Consider the following 17932-nt stretch of genomic DNA (forward strand, 5'->3'; position numbering starts at 1 on the left):
GGCCGTACCGTGTAACCGCTGTCACGGACCCGTGCGCCGCCCGGACGGGCACGGGCCAGGCGCGAACCGGGAAGGGGCTTCACCACCATGGAGCGTCAGCGCACCGAGGCACCGGGGCACCACGACGGGGCGTCCGCGGGGCGGATCCCGCTCGCGGTCGCCGTGGTGGACGGCGCGGGAACGGTGACGCACTGGAGCAGCGGCGCCCGGACGCTGTTCGGCGTGCCCCGGCAGGAGGCCGTGGGCGCCCCGGCAGCCGACCTGCTGCCGATCGGCGGTGCCCTGCACCCGCTCGGCGCGCCGGGCGGGGACGCCGGACCCGGGCGGGACCCGGCCGCCGGGCGCGTCGGGAAGGGCCCCGGCGGCCTCGGCGGCGCCCCGGGGAGCGACCTCGACAGCGACCTCGACACCCCCGTGGACGGCTCCGCGCCCTACCCGAGCGCGGGCCGCGCCCGGGTGCACCGCGCCGGCGGCGCCGCGCGCGAGGTGCTGTGGTGGGCCTACCCGCTGTTCGGGCCGGGCCAGGCGCGGCTGCTCGTGCTCGCCGCGGACGCCGCGCGCTGCGACGCCCGCACCCTGGCCGAGGGCCCGGGCGCGGGGGAGGGCGACTGGCCGTTCGACACCCAGGTCGCGCCCGGGTTCGCCCTGCACACCGAGTTCCCCGGCGCCGACCGGCTCGCCCGGCAGTTGCCCGAGATCCTGCCGAACACCGGCCCGGCCGCCGCCGAGCGCATCGTCTCCCAGGTCCTCGAACTCGGCTACCCCGTGCTGGACCTGAGCGTGCACCGCCGGGTCCCCGTCACCCCCGACTGGGGCGTGCCGCGCCGCCCGCCCCGCGCCGGGGCCGCCCCGCCCGCCGCCGCCGTGCCCGCCGCCGACCCCGGCGAGCTCGACCTGGACAACGCCGCGGTCCGCGAGCGCCTGGAGTTCCTCAACGAGGTCAGCCGCACCATCGGCGCCACCCTCGACCTGGAGCGGACGATCCGCGAGGTCACCGAGGCGTGCGTGCCCCGGTTCGCCGACTTCAGCGGCATCCACCTGCGCGAGCAGATCCTCGCCGGCGAGGGCTTCCCCGACGGCCCGCCGGACGTCACCACCGTCATGCACCGGGTGTGGGTCACCCACACCGACGAGCCCGGGCGCTGGGACGACACCGTCCCGGTCGGCGAGGCGTTCGCCTTCCCCGAGCACACCCCGTTCCACCAGTGCATGAGCACCGGGCGGCCCATCCTGATCCCGCGGGTGGACGAGGCGCTGGCCGCCCGGGTCGCCGCCCAGTTCGAGAAGCGGGACCTGCGCCCGCTGATCAACGGGCGCTCCATGCTGGTCGTCCCGCTCCTGGCCCGGCGCGTGGTGCTCGGCTTCATGGTGCTGCTGCGCCGCCCCGACCGGCCGCCGTTCGACGAGGTCGACCGCACCACCGCCGCCGAGCTCGCCGCCCGCGCCGGCCTGGTGCTGGACAACGCGCGCCTGTACACCCACCAGGAGAACGCCGCCGAGACGCTCCAGAACAGCATGCTGCCGCAGTCCCTGCCCCGGCTCGCCGGGGTGGACACCGCCAGCCGCTACCTGCCCGGCACCCGGCTCGGCCGCGTCGGCGGCGACTGGTTCGACACCATCCGGCTGCGCGGCGGCCGCGTGGGCCTGGTCGTCGGCGACGTGATGGGCCACGGCATGCACTCCGCCGCCATCATGGGCCAGTTGCGCATCGCCGTGCAGACCATGGCCGCCCTCGACCTGCCGCCGGCCCGGCTGCTGCGCAACCTGGACGACGTCGCCCAGCGGCTCGGCGAGCAGTACCTGGCGACCTGCCTGTACGCCGTCTACGACCCGGTGGCGTGCGAGATCGTCCTCGCCAACGCCGGGCACTTACCTCCGGTGCTGGTGCGCACCGACGGCCGTGCCGAACTGCTGAGCCTGCCCACGGGCGTGCCGATCGGCGTGGGCGGGGTGCCGTTCGAGGCCGTCACGGTGCCGGTGGCGCCCGGGGACCGGCTGGTGCTGTGCACCGACGGCCTGGTGGAGGTGCGCGGCCGGGACATCGGGGACGGGCTCGCCGCCCTGTGCGAGAGCGCCGCCCACCCCGCGGCCTCCATGGACGACGCCTGCGACGCCATCGTGCGCGCCCTGAACGTCGGCGAGCGCAAGGACGACGTGGCGCTGCTCATGGCCAGGCTCGGCGGCATCCCGCCGGAGCACGTGGCCGCCCACCGGCTCGACCCCGACCCCGGGGAGGTCTCCCGCGCCCGGCGGCTCACCCGGGACGCCCTGCTGGCCTGGGGCCTTCCGGACCTGGTGGACACCGCGCGGCTGCTGGTCAGCGAACTGGTCACCAACGCCCTGCGGTACGCGCCCGGCTCCCCGGTGCACCTGCGGCTGATGAAGGCCGACCGGCTGCTGTGCGAGGTCGGCGACGCGGCCCACGCCGTGCCCGCGCTGGTGGACGCCACCGCGGACGACGAGGGCGGGCGGGGGCTGCGGCTGGTCAGCCACCTGGCCGCACGATGGGGGACCAGCCTGACGGACAGCGGCAAGACGGTGTGGTTCGAGCTGGAGCCGCCCGCCCCGCCCGGGGCGGCGCGGACCTGAGGGGGCGTCGGCGCGCGCTCGCCCCGGGCCGCCGCGCCCCGGGCGGCCCCGCCCCGGGCGGCCGGGCCCCGTCGGGTCCGCGCCGCCACGCGCCGGTTAGCCCCGGCCCGCCCCGGGTAGCCGCAGGCCATGCGACGCCGGATCCTCGAGCTGGACCAGCGCATCTTCTCCCGGGTGGCCGCCGCACGGCTGCGGGGCGCCCACCCCGTGCTGCCCCGGCTCTCCCGCGCGGCCGACCACGGGAAGCTGTGGATGGCCACCGCCGCCGTGCTGGGCGCCACCGGTCAGCGCACCGGGCGCCGGGCCGCGCTGCGCGGTGTGGCCTCCCTCGCCATCGCCTCCGCCGTGACCAACACCCTGGCCAAGCCGTCCGCGCGCCGGGCCCGCCCCGTCATCGACGCGGTGCCCGTGGTGCGGCGCCTGACCCGGCAGCCCATCACCACCTCCTTCCCCTCCGGGCACTCCGCCTCCGCCGCCGCGTTCGCCGTCGGCGTGGCGCTGGAGTCGCCGTACCGGGGGCTGCTGGTGGCGCCGGTCGCCGCGGCCGTGGCCGCCTCCCGCGTCTACGTCGGGGTGCACTTCCCCGGCGACGTGGTGGCGGGCGCCGCGATCGGCACCGGCGCCGCCCTGCTGACCCGCCGCTGGTGGCCGGTCCGCCCCGACCGCCCGGCCACCGCGGTGCGGCCCCGCCGCCCCGCCCCCGCGCTGCCCGGCGGGGCGGGGCTGACGCTGCTGGTGAACACGGCCGCGGGCGGCCTGGTCGCGCCGGGCGAGGACCGGCTGCGGGCGCTGCTGCCCGACGCCCGGCTCGTGGTGCCCGGGCCCGCCGACGACCTGGAGAAGCTGCTCGACGAGGCGGCGCGGCAGGCCGCGGACGGCGGCGGGGCGCTCGGGGTGTGCGGCGGCGACGGCACGGTCAACGCCGCGGCGACGGCGGCCGTGCGGCACGGCGTCCCGCTCGCCGTCTTCCCCGGCGGGACGTTCAACCACTTCGCCGCCGACCTCGGGGTGGACGGCGCGGAGGAGGCCGCCCGCGCGGTGGAGCTCGGCCAGGCCGTCAGCGTGGACCTGGGCGTGGTGCGCGCGGACAAGGGCCGGGAGCTGGTGTTCCTCAACACCTTCAGCATCGGCGCCTACCCGGAGCTGGTCCGCGCCCGCGAGCAGTTGGAGGGCGTCGTCGGCAAGTGGCCCGCGCTCGCCATCGGCCTGGCGCGGGTGCTCGCGCGCGGACGCCCGATGGAGGTCGAGGTGGGCGGGCGGCGCAGGCGCCTGTGGCTGCTGTTCGCGGGCAACGGCGTCTACCAGCCGCCCGGGTTCGCCCCCAGCCACCGCACCCGGCTCGACGACGGCCTGCTGGACGTGCGCGCCGTGGACGGCAGCGCCCCGTTCGCCCGCACCCGGCTGCTGTGCGCGGTGCTCACCGGCACCCTCGACTCCTCCCGCGTCCTGGTCTCCGCGCCGGTGCGGCGGCTGCGCCTGGGCGGGCTCGGCGCCGCGCCGCACTTCGCCTGCGACGGCGAGCTCCACCCGGCGGGCGAGCGACTGGATCTGGCCAAGTGGCCGCGTGCGCTGACCGTGTACCGGACGTGGCGCGACGCGGACGAGATCCTTGCGGAGGAACCCGGCCGGGTATAGGCCCGGTGGTACGCGCCGTCGGGCGCGTCCGCCCGGCCCGCCCGGCCGCGGCGCGGAGGTGAGCCCGGCGTGCGCCGGGCGCGACCGAGGGGTTGTTGAGACGGTGACGCGCACTTCGTCCAGGTACCAGCAGGCGTGGGAGAGCTACTGGCAGGACACCCCGGCGCAGACCGGTGCCGCGATCTGGGACTCGCCGCCCGAGGAGGCGTCCGCGCTGCACGCCGCGCGGTTCGGCCCCCACCTGGACACCTCCCTGCCGGTGGTGGACCTCGGCTGCGGCAGCGGCACCCAGACCCGCCACCTGGCCGGGCGCTTCGCCCGCGCGATCGGGGTGGACCTGTCGGCGTCGGCCGTGGAGCACGCCAGGGCCGCCGACCCCGGCGGGCTCGCCGAGTACCGGGTGCTGGACGCCACCGACCCGGACGCGGTGCGCGCGCTGAGCGAGGAGCTCGGCGACGCCTGCGTGTACATGCGGGGCATCCTGCACCAGAGCGAGCCCGGCGACCGGCCCGCGGTGGTGCGGTCGGTGGCCACGCTGCTCGGCGAGCGCGGCGCGGTGTTCTGTGTGGAGATGGCCGCCGCGTCCAAGCCCCTGCTGCGCGCGCTCGCCGCGGGCGAGCAGGGCCCCGTGCCCAAGCTGGACAGCGTCTTCTCGCACGGGCTCACCCCCTCGGAGGTGGCCGACGAGGCGGTGCCCGAGCTGTTCCGCTCGGTGGGCCTGACGGTGCTCGACCGGGGCGAGGTGCCGCTGTACACCACCGAGCTGCTGGCCGACGGGCAGCGCCTGGAGCTGCCGATGACCTGGCTGGTGGCCGGGCGCGCCCGGAGCTGAGGCCCGCCGGGGACCGGGACCGGGACCGGGACCGGGCGCCGCGCCCGGCCCGGGGCCGGATTGCGCCGTTCGCGTGGCCGCCCCCGGCCCGTGGGGGTGGCCGCTTTCGGCCCGTCCGGGCGCAGGCGGCCGGGCCGCCTTCTCCGCCCGCGGGGGAGCGGCGTACGGTGACGTCCCATGAAGATCCTGATCAGCGCCGACATGGAGGGCGCGACCGGTGTCACCTGGCCGGCCGACGTCGAACCGGGGACGGAGCAGTGGCAGCGCTGCCGGGCGATGTTCACCTCCGACGTGAACGCCGCCATCGCCGGGTTCCTGGCCGGCGGCGCCGACGAGGTGCTGGTCAACGAGGCGCACGCGACCATGCGCAACCTGCTGCTGGAGCGCCTGGACGAGCGCGCCACCATGCTGACGGGGCGCCACAAGGACCTGTCCATGGTGGAGGGCGTCCAGCACGGCGACGTGGACGGCGTGGCGTTCGTCGGCTACCACACCGGTGCCGGCACCGAGGGCGTGCTCGCCCACACCTACCTGGCCAACTCCATCACCGGGGTGTGGGTCAACGGCGCGCCCGCCAGCGAGGGCCGGCTCAACGCGCTGGTCGCCGCCGAGTTCGGGGTGCCCGTGGTGCTCGTCACCGGCGACGACCGCACCTGCGAGGACGCCCGCCACTACGCCCCGGACGCGGTCGGCGTCGCGGTCAAGGACCACGTCTCCCGGTACGCCGCGGTCTGCCGCCCCCCGGCCCGCACCGCCGCCGACATCCGGGCCGCAGCCAAGGAGGCCGCCGCCCTGGCCGGGCGCCGCGAGCCCCACCCGGCCGGACCCTATGTCATCGAGCTGGAGTTCGACGCGGCGCAGTTGACGGGCGCGGCCACCATGGTGCCGACGGTCACCCGCGCGGGCGAGCGCCGGGTGTCGTTCACCGCGGGCACCATGTACGAGGGCATCCGCTGCTTCAAGGCCGTCACCACCCTGGTCGCCGCCGCCGTGGAGAAGCACTATGGCTGAGCTCGCGGGAACCGGAGCCCCGCTCCCGGACGGCGGGCTCGACGCCCTGGCCGACGACGAGGTCGTGGCGATGACCCGCGACCTGATCCGCATCGACACCACCAACCGGGGCGGCGGCGACGGCTGCGAGCGCCCCGCCGCCGAGTACGTGGCCGAGGCCCTGGCCGGGGCCGGTCTCGACCCGGTGATCCTGGAGTCGGCGCCGGGCCGCGCCAACGTGGTCGCCAGGATCGAGGGCGCGGAGCCGGCCAGGGACGCGCTGCTGGTCCACGGCCACCTGGACGTGGTGCCCGCCGAGGCCGCCGACTGGACCGTCCACCCGTTCTCCGGCGAGATCCGCGACGGCGTGGTGTGGGGCCGCGGCGCGGTCGACATGAAGGACATGGACGCGATGATGCTGGCCGTGGTGCGCGCCTGGGCCCGCACCGGGCGGCGCCCCCGCAGGGACGTGGTGCTCGCGTTCACCGCGGACGAGGAGGACAGCGCCCGCTACGGCGCCGGGTTCCTCGTCGCCAAGCACCCCGAGCTGTTCGAGGGCTGCACCGAGGGCGTCAGCGAGTCCGGCGCGTTCACCTTCCACAGCACCACCGCCGCCGGGGAGCCGCTGCGCCTGTACCCGGTCGCCGCGGGGGAGCGGGGCACCGCCTGGCTGAAACTGATCGCGCGCGGCCGGGCGGGCCACGGCTCGAAGGTCAACCGCGACAACGCCGTGGTGCGCCTGGCCGCCGCCGTCACCCGGATCGGCGAGTACCGCTGGCCGATGCGGCTCACCCCGACGGTGCGGGCCGCCCTGGTGGAGCTGGCCGCGCTCACCGGGGTCCCCGCGGACCCGGACGCGCCGGACTTCGACGTGGACGCGCTGCTGGCCGCGCTGGGCCCGGCCGCCTCCCTGGTCGAGGCCACCGTCCGCAACAGCGCCAACCCGACCATGCTGGACAGCGGGTACAAGGTCAACGTCATCCCGGGCACGGCCACCGGCCACGTCGACGGGCGGGTGCTGCCCGGCACCGAGGAGGAGTTCGCCGCCACCCTGGACGCGCTCACCGGGCCCGACGTGGACTGGGAGTTCGCCCACCGCGAGGTGCCGTTGCAGGCGCCCGTGGACGCGCCGACCTACCTGGCGATGCGGGAGGCGCTCGAGCACTTCGACCCGGGCGGGCACGTGGTGCCGTACTTCATGTCGGGCGGCACCGACGCCAAGCAGTTCTCCCGCCTGGGCATCACCGGCTACGGCTTCTCCCCGCTGCGGCTGCCCGAGGGCTTCGACTACCAGGGCATGTACCACGCCGTGGACGAGCGGGTCCCCGTGGACGCCCTGCACTTCGGCGTCCGCGTCCTGGACCGCTTCCTGCTCAACACCTGACCGCGCCCGCCCCGACCCGCCCAGCCCAGGTACGACCCGCTAGAAAGGCCGGTGACATGCCGCTGACGGCTCCGTACGGCTCCTGGACCTCCCCGGTGACGGCGCGGCTCGCCGCCGGGCACGACGGACGGCCCGACTGGGTCGGCACCGTCGGCGACGAGGTGTGGTGGACCGAGCCCCGCCCCGCGGAGCGCGGCCGGACCACCCTGATGCGCCTCCGCCGCGGCGCCGCCGCCGAGTCGGTGCTGCCCGCCCCGTGGAACGTGCGCAGCAGGGTCCAGGAGTACGGCGGGATGCCGTGGGCGGGCGCCCCGGACGCGGCGGGGCGGCCGTGTGTGGCGTTCGTCAACTTCGCCGACCAGCGCGTCTACCGGCACGACCCGGACACCCCGGGTGCCGAGCCGGTGCCGCTCACCCCCGTCCCCCGACTGCCGCATGGCCTGCGCTTCGCCGACCTGACCGCGGTGCCGGAGCGCGGCGAGGTGTGGTGCGTGCTGGAGGAGTTCACCGGGCGCGGCCCCAGGGAGCTGCGCCGGGCGATGGTCGCCGTGCCGCTCGACGGCTCCGCCGCCGACGACCGCTCCCGGCTGCGGGAACTCGGCGGCGGCAGCCGCTTCCTGACCGGTCCGCGGCTGTCGCCCGACGGCCGCAGGGCCGCGTGGCTGGCCTGGGACCACCCGGCGATGCCCTGGGACGGCACCGAGCTGCGGGTCGCCGACCTCGCCCCGGACGGCACGTTCACCGGCGCGCGCACCCTGATCGGCGGCCCCCGCGAGTCCGTGGCGCAGGTGGAGTGGGCCGGCGACGGCACCCTGCTCGCCGCCACCGACCGCACCGGCTGGTGGAACCTGCACCGCGTGGACCCCGGCACCGGGGAGGCCGTCAACCTCTGCCCGCGCGAGGAGGAGTTCGCCGGCCCGCTGTGGAACCCCGGCCTGCGCTGGTTCGCGCCGCTGCCGGACGGCCGGATCGCGGTGACGCACGGGCGAGGCGCGCTGCGCACCGGGGTGCTGGACCCGGGGACGGGCGAGCTGCGCGACGCGGCCGGCCCCTGGACGGAGTGGGCGCCCACCCTCGCCGTCTCCGGCCGCCGGGTGGTGGGCGTGGCGGCGGGCCCGGACAGCTCCTACGAGGTGGTGCGCCTGGACGCGGACTCGGCCGCGTGCGAGGTGATCGGATCCGCGCACCGCGACGCCGTCGACCCCGGGTACCTGCCCGTGCCGCACGAGCGCACCTTCACCGGGCCCGGTGGCCGGGAGGTGCACGCCAACGTCTACCCGCCGCGGCACCCGGGGTTCACCGCGCCGGACGGCGAGCTGCCCCCGTACGTGATACGCGTCCACGGCGGCCCCACCAGCAGGGCGTGCATGGTGCACGACCTGGACGTCGCCTACTTCACCAGCCGGGGCATCGGTGTGGTGGCGGTCAACTACGGCGGCTCCACCGGCTACGGGCGCGCCTACCGGGAGCGGCTGCGCGAGGCGTGGGGCGTGGTGGACGTGGAGGACTGCGCGGCGGTCGCCACCGCCCTGGCGGCGGAGGGCACGGCCGACCCGCGGCGGCTCGCGGTGCGCGGCGGCAGCGCCGGCGGGTGGACGGCGGCGGCGTCGCTGACCTCCACCGACGTCTACCGCTGCGGCGTCATCATGTACCCGGTGCTGGACCTGACGTCGTGGGCGGGCGGGGAGACCCACGACTTCGAGTGCCGCTACCTGGACAGCCTGGTCGGCGAGCTGCCCAGGCACTCCCGGCGCTACCTGGAACGCTCCCCGGTCAACCGCGCCGACCGGCTCACCGCGCCGTTCGTGCTGCTCCAGGGCCTGGACGACGCGGTCTGCCCGCCCGCGCAGTGCGAGCGGTTCCTGGAGCGGGTGCGCGGCCGGGGCGTGCCCCACGCCTATCTGGCGTTCGAGGGCGAGGGGCACGGCTTCCGGCGCGAGGAGACGATGATCGCGTGTCTGGAGGCGGAGCTGGCCCTGTACGGCCGGGTCTTCGGCTTCGACCCGCCGCAGGTGCCGCCGCTCGACCTCGGCGGCGGCTGAGCCGGGCGCCCGCCTCCCCGGGGGTCAGCCCAGGTTCACCTGGAGCACCTGGTCGGAGCCCGCGGGCCGGCCGCCGTTCGCGTCGACGTTGGACGTCGTCACCCACAGGCCGTTGGCGTTCGGCAGCTTCGCCACCGCGCGCAGCCGCCCGTAGGTGCCGGTGTAGTACGCGGCCGGGGTGCCCGCCTCGGTGCCGTTCAGCGGGATCCGCCACAGCCGCTGGCCGCGCAGCGTCGCCATGTACAGCGCGCCGTCGGCGTAGGCCAGGCCGCTCGGGGAGGCCTCCGCGGTGGTCCAGGTGCGCTTGGGGTTGGTCATGCCAGCGACGGAGCAGGTGCCCTCGCAGGTGGGCCAGCCGTAGTTCTTGCCCGACTCGATGAGGTTCAGCTCGTCGAACCGGGTGTTGCCGAGCTCGGACGACCACAGGCGGCCCTGCGCGTCCCAGGCCAGGCCCTGCGGGTTGCGGTGGCCGATGCTGTAGACGGCGGTGCCGAACGGGTTGCCGGGCGCGGGCTGCCCGGTGGCGGTGATCCGCAGGACCTTGCCGTTCAGCGCGTTGCGGTCCTGGGAGAGGCTGGTCTGCTGGGCGTCGCCGGTGGCCACGTAGAGGTGGCCGTCGGGGCCGAAGGCGATGCGCCCGCCGTTGTGGTAGGTCGCCTTGCGGATGCCGGTGAGGATCGGCGTGTAGCCGCCGAGGGAGCTGCCGTCGAACGTCATCCGCACGACCCGGTTGTCGCCGGACGCCGTGTGGAAGAAGTACACGTACCGGTCGGTGGCGAAGTTCGGCGACACCGCGACGCCGAGCAGCCCGCCCTCGCCGCCGTTGACGACGTTCGGCACGGTGCCCACCTGCGTTTTGGTGCCGGACGGGCTGAGCGTGTACACCCGGTGCGTGTTGCGCTCGGTCAGCAGCGCCGAGCCATTGGGCAGCCAGGCGAGCCCCCACGGGATCGACCAGCCGCCGGACACCTGCCGGGCCGCGGTGGGGACGCTGGCCGGGGCGACGGGGTCCGCGGCGGCCGGCGGGGCGGCGTTTCCGGTGCCCGCGCCGAGCAGCCCGGCGGCGAGTGCGGCGGCCGTGGTGGCGACGGCCAGCGTGCGGATGCGGGTGGCGAGCATGCCGTCTCTCCTTCCTGGAGGACTCTTGGGGGGACGTGACGCGAGAGCGCCTCCACGGGGCGGGCGGGCCCCTGGGCGCGCTCGGAGGTCAGACCTGTGCGCTCCCACGCCATCCGGAACGCTAGGTTCCTGTCTGTCCACCGTCAATGGGTCGGATGACGCCACCCGTCTTTCCCGCCGGCCGCACCGCCCGTCGCCCCGGCACCCGGCACCCGACTCACGGCCCCGCGGCGCTCACCCCCGCGCCACGAACGCCCCCCGGAACACCGCCGCCAGGTGCTCGGCGTACCGCTCGGGCGGCCACCGCCTGCCCACCGTCAGCCGCTCGGCCACGTCCACCGACATCAGCGCCCACAGCATGTCGGTGGCCGTCTCCACCGTCCACGGCGGCGCGAGCAGCCCCTCGTCCCGCAGCCGCTCCACGATCTCGCGGGCGCTGGAGCGCCGGCTGACGTCGGTGAACCCGCGGTGCCAGGCCGCGTCCGGGTCGGCGTCCCGCACCCGCTCCACGGCCCGTTCCACCGCCAGCACCCTCGGCTGGTAATGGGCCAGGTGCCGGGCGAACGCTTCCAGCGCGGCCACCCCGTCCGGCGCGTCCCACACCGGCCGCAGCGTCTCGTACAGCCCCTCGCTGCCCGCCACGTGCTCCGACAGCGCCGCCACCAGCTCCCCGCGGGACCTGAAGTGCAGGTACACCGCGCGCCGCGACACCCCGGCCCGCTCCGCCGCCGCGGCCATGGTCAGCGCCTCGAACCCGTCCCGCTCCAGCACCTCGCGGGCCGCGACGAGCAGCGCCTCCCGAGTCCGCCGCCCCCGCGCGTTCCCGCCGCCCTCGCCCAACCCGCTCTCCCTCGCCCGTCGCTTCCCGGCCTGTCCGGGCCAGTGTGTACGACGGGACGGGGCGGCGGGGGGCCGGTGCCGGGGGCGGGGCCCGCGGCGCCGCCCGCGGACGCTCAGCGCGGCCGGGTCTCCTCGCTCAGCCACGCCAGGTACGCGGCGCTGCCCCGGACCACCGGGAGGGCGACGATCTCCGGCGTGTCGTAGCCGTGCGCCCGCCTGATGTGCGCCTCCAGGGCGTCGTAGCGGTCCGCGGGCGTCTTGAACACCACCCGCCACTCCCGCGCCGACTCCACCTCGCCCTCCCACCGGTACACACTGGAGACCGGCCCCTCCACCTGCGCGCACGCGGCCACCCGCGCCTCGACCGCGGACCGCGCGAGCCCCGCCGCGGCCTCCTCGCTGTCGGTGGTGGTGAGCACGGTGAGGTGCTCGGACATGCGAACCTCCCGGGGTGGTTGCCGACGGGGACGAGGGTATCGAGCGGCGGACCCGGCGGGGCGGGGCGCCCACCGGGGCGAACGGGCCGACTGTCGGTGGCGGGTGCCAGAGTGCCCCCATGACACCTTGGACGCTCCGCGCCGTGGAGGAGGCCCTGCGCTCCTCCTGGGCCGAGGACACCTGCGCACCCGACGACCGGGCCCGCACCGGCTGGAGCGAGGACAACCCGGCGCTCGGCCACTGCGACGTCACCGCCCTCGTCGTGCACGACCTGCTCGGCGGCGACCTGCTCGTCGCCGAGGTGCACCTGGGCGGCGAGCAGCACGGCTACCACTGGTGGAACCGGCTGCCCGGCGGCGTGGAGATCGACCTGACCCGCGACCAGTTCCGGCTCGGCCAGCGCCTCACGCCGGGCCGGGTCGTGCGGCGGCCCGCGGGACCGCCGCCGCGCCGCCGCGAGGAGTACGAGCGGCTGCGGGAGCGGGTCGCGGCGCGGCTCGGCGCGCTGCCCGCCACGGCCGCGGCCGAGCCGGTGCGGGGCGCCTTCCGCGTCGGCGGGCGCCTGCTGTCGTATCTGGACTTCGGCGGCCCCGGGCGGCCCCTGCTCGCCCTGCACGGCCACTTCCAGGAGGCCCGCACCTTCACCGCCCTGGCCGGGGAGCTGGCGCCGCGGTGGCGGGTGGTGGCCCTGGACCAGCGGGGGCACGGGCGCTCGGACCGGCCGGAGGACTTCTCCCGCCAGGGCTACGTCCGGGACGCCGCCGCCCTGCTCGACCACCTCGGGCTCGGCCCCGCCGCCGTGCTCGGCCACTCGCTCGGCGGCGTCAACGCCTACCAGCTCGCCGCGTGGCGCCCCGAGCTCGTCACGGCCCTGGTCGTGGAGGACATCGGGGCCGTGGCCGACGACGACCTGTCTTTCTGCCTGTCCTGGCCGCGCCGGGCGCCGACCCGGGCCGCCCTGGTCGCGGGCCTCGGGGAGTCCGTCCGCTATCTGGCGGACGCGATACGCGAACACCCCGACGGATGGGGCCTGGCCTTCGAGCCGGAGGACATGGTGGTCTCCCAGCGGACGCTCAACGGCGACCACTGGGCGCAGTGGCTGGGCAGTGACTGCCCGGCCCTGCTGGTGCACGGCGCCCACAGCGACGTCCTGTCCGCGGACCACGCCCGCGAGATGGCCGCCCGCCGCCCCGCGACCCGCCTGGCGACGCTGCCCACCGGCCACACCGTCCACGAGAGCGACCCGGTCGGCTTCGCGGCACTGGTGCGGGAGTTCCTCGACGGGGCGGACACCGGCGCCGGAGCCGGGGCGGCGACGGCCTGAGCGCTCGCGGCCGACCGGTTCCCGACCGGGGGGCTGTCCCGGGGTGTCGCGGGCGCTCGGCTCCGGCGGCGGCGTGGCGCCGTGGGCCGGGGCGCCCGCACCGCTCGCGCCCGGCGGCGCGCGGCCGCGCCCTGCCCCGGGCAGCCGTCCGACGACCCGGCCGCCGTGCCTCCACCGACACATCCCTCACCCGTCCCGCGCCCTCGCGCCCCCACCTCAGCGCATCCCTCACCCGGCCGCGCCCCAGCGCCCCAGCGCCCCAATCCGCCACACCGCCTGACCTCCCATCACCCACCCTGGCGGTTTCTTCACACGCTGTGTAGTCTCAAGTCCCGCCCATTACTACACACCATGTGAAGTTGTTGGAGAGCCCATGCCCACCACCCCCCAACCCCCCTCCGAATGGGGCAGCGAGCTGCTCGACGTGGACGCCTACCGGCACCGCATCGGCCACCGCGGCCCCTGGACCCCCACCCCGGACACCCTGCGCGCCGTGCACCGCGCCCACGGCGCGGCCATCTCGTTCGAGAACCTCGACATCGTGCTGGGCCGCCCGCTCGGGCTGGACGTGGACAGCCTCCAGGACAAGCTCGTCCGGCGCCGCAGAGGCGGCTACTGCCACGAGCAGAACTCCCTGCTCGCCGCCGCCCTGGACCGCGCCGGGTTCGAGGTGGACCGCCTCGTCGCGCGCAGCCGCCACGGCAGCGCGAAACCGCGGCCGCGCACCCACATGCTGCTCGCCGTGCGCTGCGCGGGAGGGGTGTGGCTCGCGGACGTGGGGTACGGCGGCGGCGGGCTGCTGGAACCGGTGCCGCTGGAGGACGGGCTGACCGTCAGCCAGGGCGGCTGGTCGCTGCGGCTGGACCGGGAGCCGGACGGCGCGTGGTGCCTGCGCACCCTGCGGGACGGCGGCTGGTTCGACCTGTACGCGTTCACCACCGAGCCCCAGCACCGGGTGGACCTGGCCATGGCCAACCACTACACGGAGACCTCGCCCTCCTCCCCGTTCGTGCGCGAGCCCATGGCCCAGCGCATCGAGCCGCACGTCCGCTACGTGCTGCGCGGCCCGGAGCTGACCGTCGCCCGGCCGGACGGCTCCGAGCAGTACCGCAGGGTGCGCCCGGAGGAGTACGCCGAGGTGCTGGCGGAGGTGTTCGGGATCGAGCTCGACGAGGACGACGCCGCCCGACTGCGGCAGGTGCTCACGGAGCGCGGCGCGACCCTCGTCCCGTGACGCCCTCCCCGGCGGCCGGGGCTCACGGGCGGGTGAACATGTGGGAGCGCCCCACGGCGGTGAACCCGCGCCTGGCGTACCAGTGGCGCGGCCAGTCCTCGGCGTCCGCCACCAGGAACCGCAGCGCGCAGCCCGCCGCGGCGGCCCGGCGCAGCGCCTCCGCCAGCACCGCGTCGCCGTACCCGCGCCGGGTGTGCGCCGACGCGGTCACCAGCTCCTCGATCTGAGCGGTTCCCGCGGCCCGGTCCAGGTACAGGTCGGCCCACGAGGCCACCGCCCCGGAGCCGTCCCGGGCGGCGAGGAACAGCACCTCGTCGGCCCCGCCCAGCCGCGCCGCGCGCCGCTCCACGAGCTGGCGCACCACGTCGCCGGGGGCGTCCCGCGGCATCGTCCCGCGCAGCCACCGGGTGAGCGCGGGCCGCAGCTCGGACAGCTCCACGGCGGCGGCCGACGGCGGTCCTTCCGGCTCGGGGCCCGTGCGGACCATGACGACCTCGGCGGAGTGCGCGTACCCGGCCCGGGCCAGCACCGGGGCGCAGGACTCGCCGAGCGCGTCGTCGTACACCGTGAGGTGGCGGTGCGCCGCCCCGGCCAGGGCCTCGTCCGCGAGCGCCGGGAGCGCGGCCGGGTCCACCGCCCCGTCCACGTGCACCTGGTTGTGCTCGTACGAGAGCGGGAACCGCCCGTCCCGCACGGCGAAGCCGCCGGGCACCGGGGACACCTCGGCGGCCTGGCGGCGCGCGAACGCGGTCCGGAACGCGACCGTGCGCGCGAGGGCGGTCTTCGTCGGCATGCCGCGAGCCTAGGGCCCGGCCGCCCGGCCGGGGGCGGCGGGCCGCGGGGCCGTTTGTAGAGTTCCGGTCCATGGGGACGGGCATGTGGGGCGGGGCGGCCCCGGGGGCGGACGCGGGGCAGGGCCCCGGAGCGCCCGGGTTCGGGCCGCAGCCGGGAACGGGGCAGGGGCAGGGGTTCGGCCCGCCCGGATCGGCGCAGCCGGGGTTCGGGCCGCAGCCGGGGTTCGGGCCGCCCGCGGCGGACTGGCAGGCGCCCTCCGAGGTGGAGCGCGGGCTGTACGAGGCCAAGGCGCGCCAGGACTGGGCGGCCTACTTCGACGTGCTGGCGGGAACGTTTCTGTACCACGCCATGTCCAGGGCCGTCGCCGACGCCGACCTGGAGTCCGTCACCACCACGCCCTACTGGAACCCCCAGGCGGGCGTCCGCATGCTCGGCTTCCTCACCCACGGCATGCTGCCCGCGCCCGTCGCCGACCCGGTCTACTTCCGCCGCTCGCTGCACTGGCTGGCCGACGAGTGGTACGACGACGCGATGTGGCTGGCCGTCAACCCCGGCACGCCCTGCGAGGCGTACTTCCCGGCCACCGCCGCCCACCGCGCCCTGTGGCGGCGGCACACCGAGGACGTCCGGCCGGGGCGGGGCGGGGTGCTGCGCACCCTGCGCGTCGGCGGGCCGCTCCAGGGGCCCGTCGCGCACGGCCTGGCCTGCGGCGCGCTGCTGTGCGTCGGCAACGGCTCCCTGTGGAACGCCATGGCCTGGCACGGCACCGGCTACCAGGACGAGCGGGAGCGCCTGCGCGACTGGTGGGGCATCACCACCCGCGAGCAGTGGCAGCGCACCATCGAGAACCTGCTGCGCGGCCGGGGGAGCAGCCCGCTGTGGGAGTTCGTCCTCGAACTGCGGCGCGCCATCGCCCGGGAGTACGGCGGTCCGGTGGAGCCCGGCCACTGGCGGGAGGTCACCGCCCGGGTGATGCGGGCCCGCGCCGCCGAGTCCCGCCCCGACGGCGGCGGGCCCGACGTGGAGGCCGAGATCCGCCGGGTGCAGCAGCTCATCGGGCGCATCACCCGCTACGAGGCCAGGTTCCGCGCCGACGGGCTGCTGCGCGAGGGCAGGTACGTCCGCTCGGTGCTGTCCTGGGACTTCGGCCGGGCGTCGAAGATGGCCCGCTGGGGCCTGGGCGCCCGCTTCTGCGACATGGGCGAGGCCGAGAACGCGGTGGTGCGCGCGAGCCGGGTCAGCCGGGTCGAGTACCACTCGTGGGAGGACTTCTCCGCCGGGTACATCCTGGGCCGCTGCCTGCACTTCGACGAGGAGGAGTTCGGCCCGTGGTACGACGACATGCTCACCGCCCACCGCGTCCTGACCACCGACCCGGAAAGCCCCTGGCTGACCATCCCGTGGAACTAGCGGAACCGGCGGAACCGGCGCTTTCGCGGTTCCGCGGGACCGGGGCGGGTCCGGGCACCCCTGTCCGCACCCCTGTCTTCCGCGCTTTCCCCGATCACCGCCCCCCGACTGGCGCATACTGCCCAAGAGCCGATCCGCCCCATCCGACGCCCACCAGCCCTCGACCCGGGACCGGGACACCGTGACCCTCATCTCCACGCCCCTCGCCCCCCGCATCCTCGACCCCGCCGAGCCCCCCGCCGCCCTGGAGCGCCCCGCCCCGGACGCCCCCCACGTGTGGCTGGCCCGCACCGCCGCGCCGTCCGCGCGGGTGCTCGCCGAGGGCCCGGCGCTGTTCGACGCGGAGGAGCGCCGCCGCGCCGACGCGTTCGCCCGGCCCGCGCTGCGGGAGCGCTACGTGGTGGCGCACGTCGCGCTGCGCCGTCTGCTCGGCGCCTACCTGGACCGCCACCCGCGGGACATCGCGTTCACCCGCGAGCCCTGCCCGCTGTGCGCCAAGCCGCACGGGCGGCCCGCCGTCGCCGCGGACGGCGGCGCGCCGCGGGTGCACTTCTCGCTCTCGCACAGCGACGACCTGGCGGTTCTCGCGTTCGCGCCCGTGCCGGTGGGCGCCGACGTGGAGCGGTTCCCCCGGCTCAGCACCGCCGACGAGGTGGCCGGTTCCCTGCACCCGCGGGAGCGGGCCGAGCTGGCCGCGCTGCCGCCGGAGCGGCGCCCGGAGGCGTTCGCCCGGGTGTGGGCGCGCAAGGAGGCGCACCTGAAGGGCACGGGCGCCGGGGTCGGCGGCGGCCTGGACGGCTACTACCTCGGCGTGGGCCCGACCCCGGTCCACCCGCCCGGCTGGCTGCTGGCCGACGTGGCCGTGGACCCCGGCTACGCCGCCTGCGTGGCCGTCACCCGTTCCGGCTGAGGCCGACAGGCGCGCCCCGCCGCGGTGCCCCATGCTGGAAGGGGGCCGCGGACGGAGGTGGCGGCGATGAGCGCGAGACGGCAGACCGTCCGGACCAGCGGCAGGCACTGGCTGACGCCGATCCGGGTCACGCTGGCCCTGGTCGTGGTGCTCGCCCTGGTGTTCGCGCTGGAGAACACCAGGCGCACCACCATCCGGCTGATCGTCCCCGAGGTCACCATGCCGCTGTGGCTGGCCCTGATGATCATGGGGTTGCTCGGCGTCCTCATCGGATGGCTGCTGGCCCTGCTGTTCGCCGTTCGGCGCCGGTGAACCCCGCGCGGACGGGCGACCGGAGTGCACAGCCATTCGACACGGTCTGGCCAGCGGGCGCTCAGGGCGGTTCGATGG

General features: G+C 76.7%; 15 protein-coding genes. 11 read left to right on the forward strand and 4 right to left on the reverse strand.

Features of this window, described 5'->3' with window-relative positions; translation table 11 throughout:
* Positions 1-87: 87 nt before the first annotated feature.
* From ACYVO2_RS11220 to ACYVO2_RS11245, 6 genes are all read left to right on the forward strand, one after another.
* Positions 88-2589 carry an ATP-binding SpoIIE family protein phosphatase gene (locus ACYVO2_RS11220; RefSeq protein WP_461007531.1) on the forward strand — a complete coding sequence of 834 codons (2502 nt, stop codon included), beginning with the start codon at positions 88-90 and terminating at the stop codon, positions 2587-2589.
* Positions 2590-2718: 129 nt separating this feature from the next.
* Complete coding sequence (locus ACYVO2_RS11225) at positions 2719-4224, forward strand: bifunctional phosphatase PAP2/diacylglycerol kinase family protein (RefSeq protein ID WP_461007532.1); 1506 nt, start codon at positions 2719-2721, stop codon at positions 4222-4224.
* A 103-nt stretch (positions 4225-4327) separates the two neighbouring features.
* Positions 4328-5056 carry a class I SAM-dependent methyltransferase gene (locus ACYVO2_RS11230; RefSeq protein WP_461007533.1) on the forward strand — a complete coding sequence of 243 codons (729 nt, stop codon included), beginning with the start codon at positions 4328-4330 and terminating at the stop codon, positions 5054-5056.
* A gap of 177 nt (positions 5057-5233) precedes the next feature.
* On the forward strand, positions 5234-6067 hold the full coding sequence (locus ACYVO2_RS11235) for a M55 family metallopeptidase (RefSeq protein WP_461007534.1): 834 nt from the start codon (positions 5234-5236) through the stop codon (positions 6065-6067).
* On the forward strand, positions 6060-7430 hold the full coding sequence (locus tag ACYVO2_RS11240; protein ID WP_461007535.1) for a M20/M25/M40 family metallo-hydrolase: 1371 nt from the start codon (positions 6060-6062) through the stop codon (positions 7428-7430). The genes ACYVO2_RS11235 and ACYVO2_RS11240 overlap by 8 nt, the downstream gene beginning before the upstream one ends.
* A 56-nt stretch (positions 7431-7486) precedes the next feature.
* Positions 7487-9472 carry a prolyl oligopeptidase family serine peptidase gene (locus ACYVO2_RS11245; RefSeq protein WP_461007536.1) on the forward strand — a complete coding sequence of 662 codons (1986 nt, stop codon included), beginning with the start codon at positions 7487-7489 and terminating at the stop codon, positions 9470-9472.
* 24 nt (positions 9473-9496) lie between these two features.
* Here ACYVO2_RS11245 and ACYVO2_RS11250 read toward each other — a convergent pair whose 3' ends face one another.
* From ACYVO2_RS11250 to cutA, 3 genes are all read right to left on the reverse strand, one after another.
* The gene (locus tag ACYVO2_RS11250) at positions 9497-10591 is read right to left on the reverse strand and encodes a PQQ-dependent sugar dehydrogenase (protein ID WP_461007537.1); all 1095 of its coding nucleotides are present in this window, start codon (positions 10589-10591) and stop codon (positions 9497-9499) included.
* 234 nt (positions 10592-10825) lie between these two features.
* Entirely contained in the window at positions 10826-11431 is a 606-nt protein-coding gene (locus ACYVO2_RS11255; protein WP_461007538.1) for a TetR/AcrR family transcriptional regulator, read from the reverse strand.
* A 113-nt stretch (positions 11432-11544) separates the two neighbouring features.
* Positions 11545-11868, reverse strand: coding sequence for a divalent-cation tolerance protein CutA (gene cutA, locus ACYVO2_RS11260; protein WP_461007539.1), 324 nt, complete (start codon positions 11866-11868; stop codon positions 11545-11547).
* 119 nt (positions 11869-11987) lie between these two features.
* Here cutA and ACYVO2_RS11265 point away from each other — a divergent pair, with 119 nt between their 5' ends.
* The gene (locus ACYVO2_RS11265) at positions 11988-13193 is read left to right on the forward strand and encodes an alpha/beta fold hydrolase (protein ID WP_461007540.1); all 1206 of its coding nucleotides are present in this window, start codon (positions 11988-11990) and stop codon (positions 13191-13193) included.
* A gap of 373 nt (positions 13194-13566) precedes the next feature.
* A complete protein-coding gene (locus ACYVO2_RS11270; protein WP_461007541.1) occupies positions 13567-14427 on the forward strand; it encodes an arylamine N-acetyltransferase family protein in 861 nt (286 codons plus the stop codon).
* Positions 14428-14449: 22 nt separating this feature from the next.
* Here ACYVO2_RS11270 and ACYVO2_RS11275 read toward each other — a convergent pair whose 3' ends face one another.
* Positions 14450-15220, reverse strand: coding sequence for a GNAT family N-acetyltransferase (locus ACYVO2_RS11275; protein ID WP_461007542.1), 771 nt, complete (start codon positions 15218-15220; stop codon positions 14450-14452).
* A gap of 71 nt (positions 15221-15291) precedes the next feature.
* Here ACYVO2_RS11275 and ACYVO2_RS11280 point away from each other — a divergent pair, with 71 nt between their 5' ends.
* The 3 genes from ACYVO2_RS11280 (at position 15292) to ACYVO2_RS11290 (ending at position 17854) form a co-directional block, all read left to right on the forward strand.
* Positions 15292-16632 (forward strand): DUF1266 domain-containing protein, encoded by a 1341-nt coding sequence (locus tag ACYVO2_RS11280; RefSeq protein WP_461007543.1) that lies wholly within the window; start codon positions 15292-15294, stop codon positions 16630-16632.
* A 181-nt stretch (positions 16633-16813) separates the two neighbouring features.
* On the forward strand, positions 16814-17542 hold the full coding sequence (locus ACYVO2_RS11285) for a 4'-phosphopantetheinyl transferase family protein (protein WP_461007544.1): 729 nt from the start codon (positions 16814-16816) through the stop codon (positions 17540-17542).
* Between the two features lie 66 nt (positions 17543-17608).
* Entirely contained in the window at positions 17609-17854 is a 246-nt protein-coding gene (locus tag ACYVO2_RS11290) for a LapA family protein (protein WP_461007545.1), read from the forward strand.
* Positions 17855-17932 lie beyond the last annotated feature (78 nt).

The sequence above is a fragment of the Streptomyces capparidis genome (assembly GCF_054782095.1).

What these genes read in the sequence shown, in the direction of transcription:
- ACYVO2_RS11290 (WP_461007545.1), top strand. Translation starts at nt 17,609, where the DNA reads ATGAGCGCGAGACGGCAGACCGTCCGGACCAGCGGCAGGCACTGGCTG.
- ACYVO2_RS11265 (WP_461007540.1), top strand. Translation starts at nt 11,988, where the DNA reads ATGACACCTTGGACGCTCCGCGCCGTGGAGGAGGCCCTGCGCTCCTCC.
- ACYVO2_RS11275 (WP_461007542.1), bottom strand. Translation starts at nt 15,220, where the DNA reads ATGCCGACGAAGACCGCCCTCGCGCGCACGGTCGCGTTCCGGACCGCG.
- ACYVO2_RS11250 (WP_461007537.1), bottom strand. Translation starts at nt 10,591, where the DNA reads ATGCTCGCCACCCGCATCCGCACGCTGGCCGTCGCCACCACGGCCGCC.
- ACYVO2_RS11280 (WP_461007543.1), top strand. Translation starts at nt 15,292, where the DNA reads ATGGGGACGGGCATGTGGGGCGGGGCGGCCCCGGGGGCGGACGCGGGG.
- ACYVO2_RS11240 (WP_461007535.1), top strand. Translation starts at nt 6,060, where the DNA reads ATGGCTGAGCTCGCGGGAACCGGAGCCCCGCTCCCGGACGGCGGGCTC.
- ACYVO2_RS11225 (WP_461007532.1), top strand. Translation starts at nt 2,719, where the DNA reads ATGCGACGCCGGATCCTCGAGCTGGACCAGCGCATCTTCTCCCGGGTG.
- ACYVO2_RS11220 (WP_461007531.1), top strand. Translation starts at nt 88, where the DNA reads ATGGAGCGTCAGCGCACCGAGGCACCGGGGCACCACGACGGGGCGTCC.
- ACYVO2_RS11270 (WP_461007541.1), top strand. Translation starts at nt 13,567, where the DNA reads ATGCCCACCACCCCCCAACCCCCCTCCGAATGGGGCAGCGAGCTGCTC.
- cutA (WP_461007539.1), bottom strand. Translation starts at nt 11,868, where the DNA reads ATGTCCGAGCACCTCACCGTGCTCACCACCACCGACAGCGAGGAGGCC.
- ACYVO2_RS11235 (WP_461007534.1), top strand. Translation starts at nt 5,234, where the DNA reads ATGAAGATCCTGATCAGCGCCGACATGGAGGGCGCGACCGGTGTCACC.
- ACYVO2_RS11245 (WP_461007536.1), top strand. Translation starts at nt 7,487, where the DNA reads ATGCCGCTGACGGCTCCGTACGGCTCCTGGACCTCCCCGGTGACGGCG.